Source organism: Dorea hominis, assembly GCF_014287705.1.
In the GTDB taxonomy this organism is placed as follows: domain Bacteria; phylum Bacillota; class Clostridia; order Lachnospirales; family Lachnospiraceae; genus Dorea_D; species Dorea_D hominis.
The window spans coordinates 123,240-140,441 of the sequence record NZ_JACOOY010000003.1; the positions used below are offsets into that span (position 1 = coordinate 123,240).

At 41.6% G+C, this 17,202-nt stretch carries 18 protein-coding genes; 15 read left to right on the top strand and 3 right to left on the bottom strand.

Annotated elements, in window-relative coordinates; all coding sequences use genetic code 11:
• Nucleotides 1–50 precede the first annotated feature (50 nt).
• From galE to dnaB, 4 genes are all read left to right on the top strand, one after another.
• Nucleotides 51–1,070 (top strand): UDP-glucose 4-epimerase GalE, encoded by a 1,020-nt coding sequence (gene galE, locus H8S07_RS03210; protein ID WP_021861475.1) that lies wholly within the window; start codon nucleotides 51–53, stop codon nucleotides 1,068–1,070.
• Between the two features lie 153 nt (nucleotides 1,071–1,223).
• Entirely contained in the window at nucleotides 1,224–3,293 is a 2,070-nt protein-coding gene (locus H8S07_RS03215; protein ID WP_186855407.1) for a DHH family phosphoesterase, read from the top strand.
• Nucleotides 3,293–3,742, top strand: a complete 450-nt coding sequence (gene rplI, locus H8S07_RS03220; RefSeq protein ID WP_186855408.1) for a 50S ribosomal protein L9 — start codon at nucleotides 3,293–3,295, stop codon at nucleotides 3,740–3,742. Before H8S07_RS03215 ends, rplI begins: the two co-directional genes overlap by 1 nt.
• Before the next feature lie 10 nt (nucleotides 3,743–3,752).
• A complete protein-coding gene (dnaB, locus tag H8S07_RS03225; RefSeq protein WP_021861472.1) occupies nucleotides 3,753–5,102 on the top strand; it encodes a replicative DNA helicase in 1,350 nt (449 codons plus the stop codon).
• On the opposite strand, the gene H8S07_RS03230 is transcribed toward dnaB, so the two are convergent.
• Nucleotides 5,076–5,432 carry a hypothetical protein gene (locus tag H8S07_RS03230; RefSeq protein ID WP_118288106.1) on the bottom strand — a complete coding sequence of 119 codons (357 nt, stop codon included), beginning with the start codon at nucleotides 5,430–5,432 and terminating at the stop codon, nucleotides 5,076–5,078. The two genes, dnaB and H8S07_RS03230, sit on opposite strands and share 27 nt — an antisense overlap.
• Nucleotides 5,433–5,617: 185 nt before the next feature.
• Entirely contained in the window at nucleotides 5,618–5,788 is a 171-nt protein-coding gene (locus H8S07_RS03235) for a DUF362 domain-containing protein (RefSeq protein ID WP_021861470.1), read from the bottom strand.
• A 226-nt stretch (nucleotides 5,789–6,014) separates the two neighbouring features.
• Here H8S07_RS03235 and H8S07_RS03240 point away from each other — a divergent pair, with 226 nt between their 5' ends.
• From H8S07_RS03240 to tuf, 6 genes are all read left to right on the top strand, one after another.
• Nucleotides 6,015–7,235: a substrate-binding domain-containing protein gene (locus tag H8S07_RS03240; protein WP_186855409.1), complete on the top strand. Its 1,221-nt coding sequence runs from the start codon at nucleotides 6,015–6,017 to the stop codon at nucleotides 7,233–7,235.
• Between the two features lie 81 nt (nucleotides 7,236–7,316).
• A complete protein-coding gene (locus H8S07_RS03245) occupies nucleotides 7,317–7,880 on the top strand; it encodes an HD domain-containing protein (protein ID WP_021861468.1) in 564 nt (187 codons plus the stop codon).
• Between the two features lie 193 nt (nucleotides 7,881–8,073).
• Nucleotides 8,074–8,496, top strand: coding sequence for a 30S ribosomal protein S12 (gene rpsL, locus H8S07_RS03250; protein WP_021861467.1), 423 nt, complete (start codon nucleotides 8,074–8,076; stop codon nucleotides 8,494–8,496).
• A gap of 168 nt (nucleotides 8,497–8,664) precedes the next feature.
• Nucleotides 8,665–9,135 carry a 30S ribosomal protein S7 gene (gene rpsG / locus H8S07_RS03255; protein ID WP_021861466.1) on the top strand — a complete coding sequence of 157 codons (471 nt, stop codon included), beginning with the start codon at nucleotides 8,665–8,667 and terminating at the stop codon, nucleotides 9,133–9,135.
• Between the two features lie 17 nt (nucleotides 9,136–9,152).
• Nucleotides 9,153–11,270 (top strand): elongation factor G, encoded by a 2,118-nt coding sequence (gene fusA, locus H8S07_RS03260; RefSeq protein ID WP_117537564.1) that lies wholly within the window; start codon nucleotides 9,153–9,155, stop codon nucleotides 11,268–11,270.
• A 137-nt stretch (nucleotides 11,271–11,407) separates the two neighbouring features.
• A complete protein-coding gene (gene tuf / locus H8S07_RS03265) occupies nucleotides 11,408–12,601 on the top strand; it encodes an elongation factor Tu (protein WP_118660063.1) in 1,194 nt (397 codons plus the stop codon).
• A gap of 266 nt (nucleotides 12,602–12,867) precedes the next feature.
• On the opposite strand, the gene H8S07_RS03270 is transcribed toward tuf, so the two are convergent.
• The gene (locus H8S07_RS03270; protein ID WP_118045960.1) at nucleotides 12,868–13,401 is read right to left on the bottom strand and encodes a helix-turn-helix domain-containing protein; all 534 of its coding nucleotides are present in this window, start codon (nucleotides 13,399–13,401) and stop codon (nucleotides 12,868–12,870) included.
• A gap of 204 nt (nucleotides 13,402–13,605) precedes the next feature.
• Between H8S07_RS03270 and H8S07_RS03275 the strand changes: the two genes are divergently transcribed.
• The 5 genes from H8S07_RS03275 (at nucleotide 13,606) to H8S07_RS03295 (ending at nucleotide 17,195) form a co-directional block, all read left to right on the top strand.
• Nucleotides 13,606–13,797 carry a helix-turn-helix domain-containing protein gene (locus tag H8S07_RS03275; protein ID WP_009243123.1) on the top strand — a complete coding sequence of 64 codons (192 nt, stop codon included), beginning with the start codon at nucleotides 13,606–13,608 and terminating at the stop codon, nucleotides 13,795–13,797.
• 13 nt (nucleotides 13,798–13,810) lie between these two features.
• Entirely contained in the window at nucleotides 13,811–14,863 is a 1,053-nt protein-coding gene (locus H8S07_RS03280; protein WP_118045958.1) for a site-specific integrase, read from the top strand.
• An 18-nt stretch (nucleotides 14,864–14,881) separates the two neighbouring features.
• Nucleotides 14,882–15,052, top strand: coding sequence for a hypothetical protein (locus H8S07_RS03285; protein WP_165854697.1), 171 nt, complete (start codon nucleotides 14,882–14,884; stop codon nucleotides 15,050–15,052).
• A gap of 186 nt (nucleotides 15,053–15,238) precedes the next feature.
• Nucleotides 15,239–15,913 carry a CHC2 zinc finger domain-containing protein gene (locus tag H8S07_RS03290; protein ID WP_118045957.1) on the top strand — a complete coding sequence of 225 codons (675 nt, stop codon included), beginning with the start codon at nucleotides 15,239–15,241 and terminating at the stop codon, nucleotides 15,911–15,913.
• Nucleotides 15,858–17,195 carry a virulence-associated E family protein gene (locus H8S07_RS03295; protein WP_118045955.1) on the top strand — a complete coding sequence of 446 codons (1,338 nt, stop codon included), beginning with the start codon at nucleotides 15,858–15,860 and terminating at the stop codon, nucleotides 17,193–17,195. Before H8S07_RS03290 ends, H8S07_RS03295 begins: the two co-directional genes overlap by 56 nt.
• Nucleotides 17,196–17,202 lie beyond the last annotated feature (7 nt).

The following is a 17,202-nucleotide window of genomic DNA, read 5'->3' on the forward strand; positions in this document are numbered from 1 at the left end:
TATACTTTGCAGGAAATGAAATGAGCACAGGACGATTAGGAGGCAATAAAATGGCAAAGATATTAATAACAGGTGGCGCAGGATATATTGGAAGTCACACTGCACTGGAACTTCTGAAAGAAGGTTATGAGGTTGTTGTATACGATAATCTCTGCAATTCTTCCAGAGAATCACTGAAGAGAGTGGAAGAGCTGACTGGAAAGAGCATTACATTTTATGAAGGAGATGTAATGGATGCAGAAGCTTTGAAAGCAATGTTTGAAGCAGAGAAGATCGATGCGGTTATCCATTGCGCAGCATTAAAAGCAGTTGGAGAATCTGTGCAGAAGCCATTGGAATACTATCGTAATAATATAACAGGTACACTGACGCTAATGGAAGTTATGCAGCAGGTTGGCGTGAAGAATATCGTATTCAGTTCTTCCGCAACAGTATATGGCAATCCGGAGACAATGCCGATCACAGAGGACTGCCCAAAAGGACAGTGCACGAATCCGTATGGATGGACCAAATCCATGATGGAGCAGATCATGACAGATGTGCAGAAAGCCAATCCGAAGATGAATGTAATCCTGCTTCGTTATTTCAATCCGGTTGGCGCGCATGAGAGCGGAAGAATCGGAGAAGATCCGAAAGGTATCCCGAACAATTTGATGCCATATATTTCACAGGTTGCAGTCGGTAAACTTGAAAAACTGGGTGTATTCGGAGACGATTACGACACACCGGACGGAACCGGTGTCCGCGATTACATCCATGTTGTAGACCTTGCAATCGGACATGTAAAAGCAATCAACTACATTTTTACAAATCCGGGATTGGAAGTGATCAACCTCGGAACCGGCGTCGGATATTCTGTTCTTGATATGGTAAAAGCATTTTCAAAGGCATGCGGCAAAGAGATTCCGTATGAGATTAAGCCTCGCAGAGCCGGAGATATTGCTATGTGCTATGCGGATCCGGAGAAGGCATGGAAAGTGCTTGGCTGGAAAGCGGAGAGAGGTCTGGATGAGATGTGTGCAGATTCCTGGAGATGGCAGTCTGCAAATCCGAAAGGATATGAAGCATAGATTTATAACAAAAAAATAAATATGAGATGAGAATGCGAAGGATGAAAAAGCCTTCGCATTTTTTGATCTTTTTGTTGCTTTTCATTTTCTGGCAGGAGTGGTATAATGTTACCATATGTTGAAAAGTCTGAATTCACAAATTAGGGGATAGTCATGGAAGAAAAGAAGAAAGACAGACAGAAGATTCGATTGAAAGGACAGCTCAAATTCTATATGCAGTGGCCGGCAATCATGGCGGTCGTACTGGTAGCACTTAACATATGGATTTATGCCATCAATAAGGGCGCAGGTCTTTTAATGGGTGTATTTGTGCTGATCTATATTATACTTTCGGCGGTTATGTATTTGTACACGAACTCGCTGATGGTAAAGGATCTGATCGAATTTGCTGCGCAATATGGCATTATACAGAATACGCTGCTGAAGGAACTGGCAGTTCCGTATGCGATTCTGCTTGAAGACGGGAAGATCATATGGCTGAACAGTCAGTTTGAGGAGCTGATAGGCGACCGTGCAAAAGGTGACACATATATCAGCAAGATCATGCCGGAACTGAACTGTTCTATTTACCCGCGTCAGGAGAATGATGTGGTACATATGGATGTATTTTTTGAGGAACGGGAGTATCAGGCAGAACTCAGGAGAGTTTCTGCAAGAGGATTCAGTGAGAGGGAACAGGTTCTGGAACTGCCGGAGGAAAAAGAATATTTTATCGCTGTTTATTTACAGGATGTGACGAATCTGAATAAGGCGATCCGTGCAAATGAAGAACAGAGGCTTGTAGCGGGACTTATTTATATTGATAATTATGATGAAGTGATCAACAGTGTAGAAGAAGTCCGACAGTCACTTCTGATGGCGCTTGTGGATCGTAAGATCAATCAGTATATTGCCAAAGTAGATGGAATTGTGAAGAAGATGGAGAATGATAAATACTTTATCGTTGTCCAGAAACAATATTTCAAACAGCTGGAAGACGACCGTTTTTCGATTCTGGAAGATGTGAAGTCTGTGAATATAGGAAATGGAATACCGGCGACATTAAGTATCGGACTGGGACTTAGCAGTGAAGCATATTCGCAGAGTTATAACTATGCCCGTGTAGCTATTGACCTGGCACTTGCAAGAGGCGGCGATCAGGCGGTTATCAAAGACTGCAATGGAATTACATATTACGGCGGCAAGCGGGATCAGACTTCCCGTAATACACGTGTAAAAGCCCGCGTGAAAGCAGAAGCGCTGCGTGAGTTCATTACCGTCAAGGATAAGATCTTTGTTATGGGACATCAGCTTACGGACGTGGATTCTTTTGGTGCGGCGATCGGTATTTACCGTGCGGCAAACGCACTGGAGAAACGAGCATATATCGTTATCAACGAAGTGTCTGCCTCTCTGAAACCACTGTATACTGCTTATGAGAACAATCCGGATTATCCGGAGCGCCTGTTCCTAAATTCGGCAGAAGCGCTGGAACTCGCAGATGAAAGTTCGATGGTAGTTGTTGTGGATACGAACCGCCCGGGTATGACAGAATGTGAAGAACTGCTTCATGTTGCGAAGACGATCGTTGTGCTTGACCACCACAGACAGAGCAGTGATAATATTGACAATGCGCTGCTGTCTTACATTGAACCGTATGCGTCTTCGGCGTGCGAGATGGTTTCGGAAGTTCTGCAGTATATTGTGGATGATATTAAGATTCCGAATCTGGAGGCAAGCAGTCTCTATGCCGGTATTATGATCGACACGAATAATTTTATGAATAAGACAGGTGTGCGTACATTTGAAGCAGCCGCATTTCTGAGAAGAAGCGGTGCGGATATTACACTGGTGCGTAAGATGTTCCGTGACGATATGGAATCTTACCGTGCAAAAGCGCAGATCATCAGCAGTGCGGAAGTATACCATAACAAATATGCGATCGCCAGAGGAGAGAATCTGACGATTGAGAGCCCGACGATTATCGGTGCACAGGCAGCAAATGAATTATTGGATATTAACGAAGTGAAAGCTTCTTTTGTACTGACTACTTACAATGGAAGAATCTATGTAAGCGCCAGATCAATTGATGAAGTCAATGTACAGATCATTATGGAGCGTCTCGGCGGTGGCGGTCATATGAACGCATCCGGGGCACAGTTTGACCACACAGACATGGATGAGGCTGTTGCAGATTTGAAACAGGTCATCGATGACGTGATAGAAGGAGGAGAAATCGAATAATGAAAGTAATTTTAAAAGAAGATGTAAAATCCCTTGGGAAAAAAGGTGAGATTGTAAATGTAAGTGACGGATATGCAAGAAACTTTATCCTGAAGACGGGAAAAGGTATCGAAGCAAATACAAAGAACCTGAACGATCTGAAACTCAAGAAAGCAAATGATGACAAAGTAGCACAGGAGCATTACGAGGCTGCTGTAGAACTTGGCAAGAAGATCGAAGCAGGTAAGATCGAGGTTTCCATTAAGACAGGAGAAGGCGGAAAAGCCTTTGGTTCTGTATCTTCCAAAGAGATCGCAACAGAAGTAAAAGCACAGATGGAACTGGAAGTAGATAAGAAAAAAGTACAGTTGAAAGATGCGATCAAAGCACTTGGAACATACGAAGTGCCGATCAAATTACATCCGAAAGTAACAGCCAAATTAAAGGTTATCGTGAAAGAGGAAGCGTAGGAGGAAAACGATGGAAGAGACACTCATCAAACGGGTGATGCCTCACAGCGTGGAAGCAGAGCAGTCAGTAGTTGGTGCGATGCTGATGGACAAGGATGCCATTCTTGCAGCCTCGGAGATTATTTGCGGTGACGATTTTTACCAGAATGCGTACGGTGTAATCTTTGATTCTATGGTAGAGCTTTTTAATGAAGGCAAGCCGGTGGATCTGATCACTTTGCAGGAACGTCTGAAAGAGAAGGAAGTGCCGCCGGAGATCTCCAGTCTGGAATTTGTGCGTGATCTGGTTGCGGCAGTGCCGACATCGGCAAATGTGCGTTACTATGCGCAGATCGTGTCGGATAAAGCAGTCATGCGTAAGCTGATCAAGATGAATGACGAGTTGTCGAATATCTGCTATGCGGGAAATGAACCACTGGAATCTGTGTTGGAAAAGACAGAAAAATCTGTATTTCAGCTACTTCAGAACCGGAATGCCGGAGAGTATGTGCCAATCAGACAGGTTGTTATGAATGCACTGGAGAAAGTTGAAAAAGCATCGAAGAGCAAGGGAACTGTTACGGGAATTCCGACCGGATTTATTGATCTGGATTATAAACTGTCCGGATTGCAGCCATCGGATCTCGTTCTGGTTGCGGCAAGACCTTCCATGGGTAAGACGGCGTTTGTTTTGAATATTGCACAGTACGTTGCATTTAAGAAAGATAAATGCACCGCTATTTTCAGCCTTGAGATGTCGAAGGAACAGCTGGTAAACCGACTGTTCTCGTTGGAATCACAGGTAGATGCGCAGGCACTCAGAACCGGTAATATGAAGGATTCTGACTGGGAGAAACTGATTGAAGCAGCAGGAATTATCGGGCAGTCGAATCTGATCATTGATGATACACCGAGTATTTCGATTTCAGAACTGCGGTCCAAATGCAGAAAATACAAGATGGAACACGGACTGGATTTGATCATCATTGACTACTTGCAGTTGATGAGCGGAAGTGTCGGAGGACGTTCCGAATCGAGACAGCAGGAGATTTCGGATATTTCCAGATCTTTAAAAGCGCTCGCCAGAGAGCTGAATGTGCCGGTGATCGCACTGTCACAGCTTAGCCGTGCAGTAGAACAGCGACCGGATAAGCGTCCAATGCTTTCGGATCTGCGTGAATCCGGAGCAATCGAACAGGATGCGGACGTTGTTATGTTTATTTACCGTGATGAATATTACAACAAAGATTCTGAATATAAGAAGCAGGCAGAGATTATTATTGCAAAACAAAGAAACGGCCCGGTAGGGACCGTTCATCTGGCTTGGCTCGGCGAATACACGAAGTTCGCAAATCTAAGCAGGCAGGAAAATACGCCTTAGTTTACTGACTGGACCGTGGTCTGCGGCAGCTCTCCGGAAGGATTGCTGTTGCCGGATTAGCTGGTCCAGTTTTTTAAACTGCTGTTCTTCCTGACGCTCCTTTGCATCCAGTAGGAATGACATTTCCTTACTGAACATGGAGAGCAGTACTTCGTTGTTATTTTCCAGCATCCGCTTCATATGTAACTGTTCTTTTGTGCGGCGGATATCCGGGATCAATGCTTTGAGTTCGGAAAAAGGTACTCCCTGTTCGTATAATTCTTTTACACAGTTATACAGTCTGGCATCGTCCTTTGTTTCACGTCTGAGTTGTTCCAGTGCCTTGCTCATTGTAAAACCCCCTTATTATAATAATAGAACTTCTGACGGGACAAGTATAGCATGTGCAATGTGCGAAATACGTCAAACGGTGAAAGGTGAATAAATAAAAACGAAGTTTCTTAATTACATGAAAAGAGCACTGATCCCGGAAAATCCGGAAACAATGCTCTTTGTTACGTTCATATGAATAACGATTAGCCCTGAGAGATAGCTCCTGTAGGACACTGAGCTGCACAAGCTCCACAGTCAACACAAGAATCAGCATTGATCTCGTAATGATCTGCTCCCTGAGAAATAGCTCCTACTGGACATTCTGCTTCGCATGCTCCACAGCTAACACATTCATCACCAATTACGTGTGCCATAGGTATGTACCTCCTTTTTATGATTGACAATTTACGTCTCTCACTATAATAATACAAATGAAAAAAATATACAAGAGGACAAAAGAAAAATCAATTCAAAAGAAAATTTAAGAAATTTTTCAACAAATTTTCAAAATTATGGTGTATAGTGTTTGTTGTTAAGATTACATCTGCATTTAACAATATGAAAAAAATGTGACAGATCAGAAGAGGGAGAGAAGAAATCATGAAAAATTTCAAAAAGATCGTTGCGTTATTGATAAGCATAACACTTCTGGCAGCAGGATGCGGTTCGCAGAAGAGTTCTTCTGAAGAGGAGAAAGAAACGACGAAGAAAGCAGAGAATAAAAAAATTACTAAAGAAGAATCTGCGCAGGCGAAGCTGGATGTGGTTAATCCGGCTGCTTACAATAATGCAGAAGGATTAAAACTGGAAAAAGGAACTTATATTTCTATTATAGGTAAGGCGAGTACCGGTGAGTACTGGAGCGAAGTAAAGAAAGGTGTAGAGAAAGCCACTGATGATATCAATGAGAATCTGGGCTATACAGGCAAAGATAAAGTGAAAATAACTTTCAATGCACCGGCGGATGCGGACGATGTAGACCAGCAGGTGAATCTTCTGGACGAAGAACTGGCGAGAGAGCCGGCGGCACTTGCAATTTCCATAGCCGATGAGCAGTCCTGCAAAGTACAGTTTGATATGGCGGCAGACAATGAGATTCCGATTGTGGCATATGACTGCGGAAGTGATTATCAGGGACTGATGGCAACGGTATCGACAGATAACACCAAGTCGGCAAAAGAAGCAGCAGATAAACTGGCAGAGGCGATGAGCAGCAAAGGAAAGGTTCTTATCCTTGCACATGATTCAAAATCCATGGCGGCAAAAGAGAGAGTTGCAGGATTCAAGGCAGAATTAAAAAAGAAATATCCGAAAATGTCAGTTGCAAACGTTTATTATATGGATAACATTGAAAAATTACAGAAAAATGTTGCTGCTGAGATCAACACTGGTACTTATGCAAGAAGTACGGACGGAGATGCAAGACTGCGTACCGGTGATGAGAAAATCAATCCGACTGATATCACAGAAGATGATATCATTGATTATTATTTGCAGAAACATCCAGATGTGTGCGGATGCTTTGCAACGAACGCGACTGCTGTAAAGACCATTGTTTCCGGCATGGACAGAACAAAAAAAGACAATGTTATGGTAGTTGGCTATGATGCAGACAAAGAAGAAATCGATATGCTCAAAAAAGGAAAAGTTGATGGCCTGGTTGTACAGAATCCATACGCAATGGGATATGCATCTGTGATCGCAGCGGCGAGATCAGCCCTTTCCATGGGAAATGAATCAGTCGTGGATACCGGATATACATGGATCACGAAGAGTAATCTGAATGATAATGAAGTTAAGAAAATGCTATATAATGAATAAAGAAAATGAACTGTGAGAGTACACAATGAAAAGTGATCGGCAGACATCATAAGATTAAGAAACGCAAGGGAGGAACAGAAAATGAACAGAGAACAGGCATATGAGATTTTACACAAATATATGAAAGGAGAGCGTTACCTTCAACATTCTTATGCAGTGGAAGCGATTATGAGAGGGCTTGCGAAGAAACTGGCTCCGGATGATGTGGAATACTGGGGAATCGCGGGACTTCTGCATGACCTGGATGAGGAGCAGTGCGACTGGCAGAATGACCTGAGCGTACACGGACCGACTTCTGTGGAAATCCTGAAAAAAGAAGGTGTGGAAGATCAGGTGCTGTTTGATGCGATTTGTGCACACAATCCGAAAAGCGGAGTGAAGGCAAAGACAAATATCCAGTATGCACTTCTGGCAGCAGATCCGATGAGCGGATTTGTAAAGGCTGTAGCACAGATTTATCCGGATAAAAAAGTCGCAAGTGTAAAACATAAATCCGTGATGAAACGATTTAATGAATTGCGTTTTGCAGCAGGCGCTAACAGAGATTATATGGAAGCAATCGAATTTACAGGTCTGAGCCTGGACAATCTGATCGATGTGGCGCTGGAAGAAATGTGTGCGATTGCAGATGAACTGGGACTTTAAAACGTGACGCTTTACAGTGAAAAAGCAAGAGAAAGGTTCCGCTAAAAAAACAGGAAAAACTAGTGAAAACCCTTGACAACAGCGAGGATTCGTACTAAGATAAACAGGCGTGCATGAAGATGCATTGTGTTTTTGTGCGCCAAAGATTCATGAAAATGAAGCAGCTTATTAAAATCATAGGAGGTGAAAGAGAATGCCAACATTTAACCAGTTAGTAAAGAAGGGACGTCAGACATCTGTAAAGAAGTCTACAGCTCCAGCGCTTCAGAAAGGGTATAACTCTTTAAGAAAGAGAAGTACAGACGCATCTTCCCCACAGAAGAGAGGTGTATGTACAGCTGTTAAGACAGCAACACCGAAGAAGCCTAACTCAGCACTTAGAAAAATCGCCAGAGTTCGTCTTTCAAACGGTATTGAAGTAACAAGCTACATCCCAGGTGAAGGACACAACCTTCAGGAGCATAGCGTTGTTCTGATTCGTGGAGGAAGAGTAAAAGACCTTCCAGGTACACGTTATCACATCGTCAGAGGTACACTTGATACAGCAGGTGTAGCTAAGAGAAGACAGGCACGTTCTAAATACGGTGCTAAGAGACCAAAAGACGCTAAGAAATAAATCAAATAATTAGCGAATCTAGAATCTAGAAACTGTAGTCACAAACAGAACTATGATTAAGTAAGCTGCAAGGTATATAAATATGTATGCCCAGCGCTACACATGATCATTAGAAAGACACATGTGAGTACCGATGAATTAAATTATATGTTTAAGGAGGGAAGGACCGTGCCACGTAAAGGACATACTCAGAAAAGAGACGTATTAGCGGATCCGTTATACAACAATAAAGTGGTTACAAAGCTGATCAACAACATCATGCTTGATGGTAAGAAAGGCGTAGCTCAGAAGATTGTATATGGAGCATTTGAAAGAATTGCGGAAAAAGCCGATAAGCCAGCTATCGAAGTATTCGAAGAGGCTATGAACAACATCATGCCAGTACTTGAGGTAAAGGCAAGACGTATCGGTGGAGCAACATACCAGGTACCGATCGAGGTCAGAGCTGATAGAAGACAGGCTTTAGCACTTCGTTGGATTACATTGTATTCTCGTAAAAGAGGAGAAAAGACAATGGAAGAGAGACTGGCAAACGAACTTCTGGATGCAGCAAACAATACAGGCGCATCTGTAAAGAAGAAAGAAGATATGCACAAGATGGCAGAAGCAAACAAAGCATTTGCTCATTATCGTTTCTAATTATTTAGGAGGCTACAATGGCTGGAAGAGAATACCCATTAGAGAGAACCAGAAATATCGGTATCATGGCTCATATTGATGCAGGAAAGACTACACTTACAGAGCGTATTCTTTACTATACCGGTGTAAACTATAAAATTGGTGATACTCATGAAGGAACTGCTACCATGGACTGGATGGAACAGGAGCAGGAAAGAGGTATCACAATCACTTCAGCAGCTACAACTTGTCACTGGACATTGGAAGAGAATTGCAAACCGAAACCGGGCGCTTTAGAGCACCGTATCAATATCATTGATACACCGGGACACGTTGACTTTACAGTTGAGGTTGAGCGTTCACTTCGTGTACTTGACGGAGCTGTAGGTGTGTTCTGCGCAAAGGGTGGTGTTGAGCCGCAGTCAGAGAACGTTTGGCGTCAGGCTGACACATATAACGTACCACGTATGGCATTCATCAATAAGATGGATATCCTTGGTGCAGATTTTTACAATGCCGTAGAGCAGATTAAGACAAGACTTGGTAAGAATGCTATCTGTCTGCAGCTGCCAATCGGTAAAGAAGATGATTTCAAGGGAATCATCGACCTGATGGAAATGAAAGCTTACATCTACAATGATGAAAAAGGTGATGACATTTCTATCGTAGATATTCCGGAAGATATGAAAGATGATGCAGAACTTTATCGTACAGAATTAGTAGAGAAGATCTGTGATCTGGATGATGATCTTATGATGGAATATCTGGAAGGAAACGAACCTTCTATCGAAGATATGAAGAAAGTTTTAAGAAAAGCTACATGTGAGTGTACAGCTGTTCCGGTATGCTGTGGATCTGCTTACAGAAACAAAGGTGTACAGAAACTGTTGGATGCTATTCTTGAATACATGCCGGCTCCGACAGACATTCCTCCAATCGAGGGTGTTGACGAAGACGGAAATGATGTTGTAAGACATTCTTCAGATGAAGAACCGTTCTCAGCACTTGCATTTAAGATTATGACAGACCCATTCGTTGGTAAACTGGCATACTTCAGAGTTTACTCTGGTACAATGAACGCAGGTTCCTATGTACTGAATGCAACAAAGAACAAAAAAGAGCGTGTGGGACGTATCCTGCAGATGCATGCTAATAAGAGAGAAGAACTTTCAAAAGTATATTCTGGAGATATTGCTGCAGCAATCGGATTTAAGTTCACTTCAACAGGTGATACAATCTGTGACGAGCAGCATCCGGTAATTCTGGAGTCCATGGAATTCCCAGAGCCGGTTATCGAGCTCGCTATCGAGCCTAAGACAAAAGCTTCTCAGGGTAAACTTGGTGAGTCTTTAGCAAAACTTGCTGAAGAAGACCCGACATTCCGTGCTCATACAGATCAGGAAACTGGTCAGACAATCATCGCAGGAATGGGTGAGCTTCACCTGGAAATCATCGTAGACAGACTTCTGCGTGAGTTTAAGGTAGAGGCTAATGTAGGTGCTCCACAGGTTGCTTACAAAGAAGCATTTACAAAAGCAGTTGACGTTGACAGCAAATATGCTAAACAGTCAGGTGGACGTGGACAGTACGGACACTGTAAAGTTAAATTTGAGCCAATGGATGTTAACGGTGAGGAGACATTCAAATTCGAATCTTCTGTAGTCGGAGGAGCTATTCCGAAAGAATACATTCCGAAGATCGGTGAAGGTATCGAAGAGGCTATGCAGTCTGGTATCCTTGGAGGATTCCCGGTTGTTGGTCTTAAGGCTAACGTATATGATGGTTCTTACCATGAAGTCGATTCAAGTGAAATGGCATTCCACATTGCCGGATCATTAGCATTCAAGGATGCTATGAAGAAGGCAGCTCCGGTACTTCTTGAGCCTATTATGAAGGTTGAAGTTACTATGCCGGAAGAGTACATGGGTGACGTTATTGGTGACATTAACTCACGTCGTGGACGTATCGAAGGAATGGATGATCTTGGCGGCGGTAAGATCGTTCATGGATATGTTCCGTTGTCCGAGATGTTCGGATATTCTACAGATCTTCGTTCCAGAACACAGGGACGTGGTAACTACTCAATGTTCTTCGAGAAATATGAACCAGTTCCGAAGTCTGTACAGGAAAAAGTATTATCCAGCAAAAACGACTAATAATCGTTAAAAAGCTTGAAAAAAGCTTGAAAAGTGCTTGAAAAACCTACTGATATGAAATATAATCAGAGATAGCCGAGCAAACGTAAATTATAAATTTGCCTTTTATGGCACTATAATAAGGAGGATTATTCAAAATGGCTAAAGCTAAATTTGAAAGAACAAAACCGCATTGTAATATCGGTACTATCGGTCACGTTGACCACGGTAAAACAACTCTTACAGCTGCTATCACAAAAACTCTTTCTCAGAGAGTAGCAGGAAACGCTGCTGTAGATTTTGAAAACATTGATAAGGCTCCAGAAGAGAGAGAGCGTGGAATCACTATTTCTACAGCTCACGTTGAGTATGAGACAGAGAAACGTCACTATGCACACGTTGACTGCCCAGGACATGCTGACTACGTTAAGAACATGATCACTGGTGCTGCTCAGATGGATGGAGCTATCCTTGTTGTAGCTGCTACTGATGGTGTTATGGCTCAGACAAGAGAGCATATCCTGCTTTCTCGTCAGGTAGGTGTACCGTACATCGTAGTATTCATGAACAAATGTGATATGGTAGATGACGAAGAACTTCTTGAATTAGTAGAGATGGAAATTCGTGAACTGTTAGACGAGTATGAGTTCCCAGGAGATGACACACCGATCATCCAGGGATCAGCTCTTAAAGCTCTTGAAGATCCTTCAGGAGAGTGGGGAGACAAGATCATGGAACTTATGGATGCTGTTGACAGCTACATTCCAGACCCACAGCGTGCAACAGACCAGCCATTCCTGATGCCTGTAGAGGATGTATTCTCTATCACAGGACGTGGAACAGTTGCTACTGGTAGAGTAGAGCGTGGTGTTCTTCATGTATCTGACGAGGTTGAAATCGTTGGTATTCACGAAGAAACAAAGAAAACTGTTGTAACAGGTGTTGAGATGTTCCGTAAGCTTCTTGATGAGGCTCAGGCTGGAGATAACATCGGAGCTCTGCTTCGTGGTATCCAGAGAACTGAAATCGAAAGAGGACAGGTTCTTGTTAAACCAGGTTCAGTAACATGCCACCACAAATTCACAGCTCAGGTTTATGTACTGACAAAAGATGAAGGTGGACGTCATACTCCATTCTTCAACAACTATCGTCCACAGTTCTACTTCAGAACAACAGACGTAACAGGTGTTTGCGATCTGCCAGAAGGTGTAGAAATGTGCATGCCTGGAGATAACGTAGAAATGACAATCGAACTGATCCATCCAGTAGCTATGGAGCAGGGACTTCGTTTCGCTATCCGTGAAGGTGGACGTACTGTAGGATCAGGACGTGTTGCTACAATCATCGAGTAATACAATCTGAATATAGATTTGTTATCGCAAGATAACGTTGTGTCCAAACGTAAGATACCCGTAGAACTTCGGTTCTACGGGTTTTTCTGTTGCCTGGAAATGTACAAAAGAGTGGAAAAGAATAACGAACAGTATAGAAAAACGGTTGCCGGGAGAGTGTCCTGACAACCGTTTGTGATAACAGAATGATAACAAAATATATAATTTTCGCAAATATGATAACAGATAAAGTGGATTTATCCACAAATCAGAGATTTGCCTGTGGATTAAGTCAGATCATATGTCTTGATCTCATTACCTTCAGTGCCCTTTTTAACGATGGTATGACAACCTATCGTAGTTCCCATAGCACGCAGTTTCCATTCTTCTTGGGTAGCGTTCAGCTTATCCAATTCTTCCTGTCTTTTATCTTCATTTTCGATAGCTAATATTTCAGCTTTTTCCTTTTCATAGACATTTTTAAATTGACACCATTTCCTGAAAAAGTCCTGCATTGTAGGATTATCGAACGTCAGTGAAACCTTCTGATCAGGTGTTTCTGCAAGTGAGAGGTTCACTGAATCATCAATAGAAAACAACAGAGAGAGTACATCTCCGACTGTTTCAATATTAAAATCCAGAAAAACACTTACATTTAATCCCAGTGCAGTTGCTATCTTTTCTAACTGATCCGGTTTTGGATTCCGGATTCCCAGTTCATATTTTCTGATCGTTCCTACGTTAATGCCGGACAGCTCGGCTAACTGTATCTGACTGTATCCTCTGAATTCCCGGAATGCCCGGATTTTTTTACCTACCATAATGTGCTGCCTCCTTAATAATATTTGTGATTCTATTCTAGCACAAAAGTGAATGATGCGAAAGAGGTTGATTTTTACATAGCCTGATAATGTAGAATGGAATATAAAAATAAAATTCGCAAAAGGTTATTGACAAAGTCACAAAAGTGAATTATAGTAAAAAACATCAAAAGAGTCACAAAAGTGACTGGAAAGGAGGACGCTATGAGAACTAATTATATGATGACTGTTGATGATGTCATGGAAGAATTAGGAGTGAAACGCAGTAAAGCATATTCTATTCTAAAGCAACTCAACGATGAACTGGCAAAGGAAGGATATGTGGCAGTTCGTGGAAAGATTCCACGTCCCTACTGGGAAACAAAATTTTATGGATGCTCTCAGAGAGCAGTGTGAAGGAGGTTTTAAGATGTCAGCTTACAAGGACAAAACACAGGGAACCTGGTATGTGAGCTTCCGCTATATTGACTGGACAGGTAAGAAAACGCAGAAGCTGAAAAGAGGGTTCAAGACAAAGAAAGAAGCATTGAATTATGAAAAGGAATTCATAAGAAAGACTGCAGCGGATATGAAAATGGAGATGAACAGTTTTATTCAAGTCTATTTTGAAGATAAAAAGAATGAACTGAAAGAAAATTCAATCCGTAACAAGCAGCACATGATGAACAAGCACATTGTTCCGTATTTTGGAACAAGAAAAATGAATGAGATCACACCGGCAGAGATTATCCAGTGGCAGAACACCATTCAGGAAAAAGGTTACAGCAAGACTTATGAGCGTATGATTCAGAATCAGTTAAATGCACTGTTTAATCATGCACAGAAAATTTACAATCTGAAGGAAAATCCATGTAAGAAAGTAAAAAAGATGGGGAAATCGGATGCTAATAAGCTGGAATTTTGGACGAAAGCAGAATATGACAGCTTTATCGCCGGGATTGAGCCAGAGAGTGAGGATTATCTGATATTTGAAATCCTGTTCTGGACAGGAATCAGGGAAGGAGAACTTCTGGCATTGAGTCTTTCAGACTTTGATATGAGTGGTAATCTTTTGCATATCAATAAGACTTATAACCGGATCAGAAAAAGAGATGTGATTGATACTCCAAAAACAGAAAATTCAGTCCGTACCATTGATATTCCTAATTTTCTTAAAGAAGAGGTGCAGGAGTATGCGAAGATGCATTATGGATTTCCGGAAAATCAGCGGTTATTTCCGATTGTGGCGAGAACACTGCAGAAACGGCTCAAGAAATATGAAGCATTGACCGGTGTAAAACCAATCAGAGTGCATGATATCCGTCACAGCCATGTAGCATATCTGATTTATCAGGGTGTAGAGCCACTGATCATCAAGGAAAGACTGGGGCACAAAGATATTCAGATGACATTAAACACTTATGGTCACCTGTATCCGTCACAGCAAAAAAAGGTAGCTGAGATGTTGGACAACAAACGTTAAATATGGAGGAAAAGACACATGAAAACAAAGAAAGTAGTCAGAAAAATATTTGATACGCTCAATTACAGTAAGAAGCTGAAGATAAGTTCTATTTTACCGGATCGAGATTCGGATTATGCGATTCTTCTTGAATTAGAGGATGGAAGCAAATTTGAAATTATCATTATCCCAACAAGGAGATTCGTATAAGGAGTGGAACTATGGCTACTAACAGACAAAAAGAAAAAGCCCAGACAAAATATCTGAGCAAGTTCTCTGATAATCAGATTCACTGATATATCATCTTGGCAGATTCAGTATATCACGAATTGAACGATACAACAATTCCCGAATATCTGTTCATCAGAGACTTGCCCGGAGGGGCAGGAGGTAGAAGTGACATTATTTGAACAGGTAAAAGAATGTGTGACAGCCAGACAGGCTGCGGAGCATTACGGGATTAAAGTAAAAAGAAATGGAATGGCGTGTTGTCCGTTTCATAAAGACAGACACCCAAGTATGAAGGCAGATAAAATATATCACTGCTTTGCATGTGGAGTGGGCGGTGATGCGATAGATTTTACAGCAAGGTTATTTGGAATATCACAGTATGAAGCTGCGAAAAAGATGATAGAAGATTTTGGACTGGATATAAAAATCGAAGACAGAAACAAATACAAAAGGACGCACCAAAGCAGGAATACTTTGATATCAAAGAAACCTAAAGTTGTGATGATCAGAGAAAAACTGGAGCAGTGGTTGAAACATGCAACAGACGTGCTGATCAGATATCTGAAATGGATTCAGTTTTGGAAAGAGTTTTACAGACCAGAACCAGAAGAAGAGTGGCACGAATTATTTACGGAGGCATTGGCAAATGAAAGAAAGATAAATGACTATCTGGACGTGCTGATGTTTGGAACAGGAGAAGAGATTGTAGAGTTTTTCAAGATGAAGAGAAGGGAGGTTGAAAAAATTGAAGAAAGAATTAACGAATATCAGCGAGAAGTCCTTAATGGAATTAGAAGATATTGTGAACGAGGAGATGCTTACAGTAGAAGATGTCAATGATATGTTGGAGCATACGGATAAAGGAAGAACAAAGCAGACAATCAGAAATTGTGTAACGGTACTTCAAAATGATCCAGTGCTGAAAAAAGCAATTAAGAGGAATGAACTTTCCGGAAGAATGGACATTGTGAAAGAGGTGCCTTGGGAACGGAGAAGCGAGAGCCTCACAGTGACAGATACGGACGATAGTAATCTAAAGATGTATCTGGAAGATAATTATGAGATTACTAGTGAACGAGTAATAAAAAAAGGAGTAGATATTGTTTCCAATGAAAATAAGTATCATCCGATTCGAGATTATCTGGAGAGCCTAATGTGGGATGGCGTTCCACGTATTGAGAATTTACTTCCACGGTTTCTTGGAGCTGAAAAGAACAGTTATACGACTGGCGTGATGAAAATGCATATGCTGGCAGCAATATCCAGGATATATGAACCAGGAATAAAGTATGATATTATGCTTTGCCTGGTAGGAAGTCAGGGAGCTGGAAAATCTACATTTTTTAAATATCTGGCAATAAATGACGATTGGTTCAGTGACAATCTGGATCACCTGGATGATGAAAATATTTATAGGAAATTACAGAACCATTGGATTATAGAGATGGGAGAAATGAAAGCAACTGTTACTGCAAAGAACATTGAACAGATAAAATCGTTTCTAAGCAGACAGAAAGAAACTTACAAAGTTCCTTATGAGGTTTATCCAGAGGACAGACCACGACAGTGTGTATTTTGTGGAACATCGAATGACCTAAATTTTCTTCCATTGGATAGAACCGGAAACAGGAGATTTGCCCCAGTTATGACAGATATAACAAAAGCAAAAGTTCATATTCTAGACAATGAAGAAGAGAGCAGAGCTTATATTGTACAGGCATGGGCAGAGGCTATGGTGCTTTATCAACAGGGAAATGTATACCTCAGTTTTACAAAAGAGATTGAGGAAGAAGCGAAGAAACTGCAGAAAGAATTTATGCCGGAAGATACAAATGCAGGAATTATCCAGGCGTTTCTTGATGACTATGAAGACGATTATGTATGTACAAAGCTTTTGTTTGATGATGCACTGCATCGGACAGGTGAGATGAAACAATGGGAAAGCAAAGAAATTGCAAATATTATGAATAATGCAATAGAAGGATGGAAACAACACGGTACTCACCGTTTTGGAAAGGAATATGGCATCCAGCGGTCATGGAAACGAATAGAAGGTATTGAGAAAAAAGACAAAGACGGATTCATGGAAGTACCGGAACAGTTGGAGATACCGTTTGAGTAAAGATTAT